The sequence below is a fragment of the Polaromonas sp. P1_G2 genome (genome assembly GCF_056405515.1).
This window is the reverse complement of sequence record NZ_JBFUBY010000550.1, coordinates 1-931: the sequence shown is the minus strand read 5'-3', so window position 1 is coordinate 931 and position 931 is coordinate 1. Positions and strand designations below refer to the sequence as shown.

General features: G+C 65.2%; 1 protein-coding gene. It reads right to left on the bottom strand.

The features are described 5' to 3' along the window. Positions 1-855 (bottom strand): RsmD family RNA methyltransferase (locus AC1D0P_RS26105; RefSeq protein ID WP_477679377.1); only part of this gene is annotated, 855 nt, incomplete at its 3' end. Positions 856-931: the final 76 nt, after the last annotated feature.

Here is a 931-nt window from a genome sequence, read left to right as displayed (position 1 = left end):
GACGAGGCCGCCCATGCCGCGCATGGTCTCCATCATCAATTCGTGCATCGAATAGAAACTCGCACGGATCGAATAGGCGGTCAGCACCAGGCCGATCGCATCGGGCGCCAGGAGGTCGCGGCAGATGTCGAGCATCTGCGGCACATGGTCGAACAATTCCCAGACCTCGCCGTTCGGACCGCGGCCGAATTTCGGCGGATCGGTGAGCACGATGTCGTAGCGGTTGCCGCGGCGCTGCTCGCGTTCGACGAATTTCATCGCGTCGTCCATGATCCAGCGAATCGGGCGATCGGTGAGCCGCGCCAGTTGCTGGTTCTCCTTGGCCCAGCCGATCGCCTTCTTCGAAGCGTCGACATGGGTGACCTCGGCGCCGGCATCCGCGGCGATCAGCGAGGCGACGCCGGTGTAACCGAAGAGATTGAGCACTTTCGGCCGCCGGCCGTTCGCGGCGATCCGCGCTTGAACCGCCTCCCGCATCCAGGACCAATGCGCGATCTGCTCCGGAAACACGCCGGTGTGGCGGAAAGAGGTGAAGCGGCCGTGGAATTCGACGCCGAGCAATTGCATCGGCCAGGTTTCGCCCAACGCCTGCTTCGGGAAACGCCAGCGGCCCATGCCCTCCTCGTCGGTATCGCCGGTGAAGATCGCGTCGGCTTTGTCCCATTCCGATTTCGGCAGCGCCTTCGGCCACAGCGCCTGTGCCTCGGGTCGGATGACGATGACGGAACCATAGCGTTCGAGTTTTTCGCCATTGCCGCTGTCGAGCAGACGGTAGCCTTCCTCGCCTGCGGTTTCGAGGATGAGCGGCGCCCGTTCGGCCGGCCGAGTGCCCGGTCTCAAGCCGAGCGGCGGCACCTGTAGCGTTTGCGGACGCTCACGCCGTGTCTGTGCCGAAACGGGCGGGCCCCGGTCGCGCTGATCCTCCCGGGAC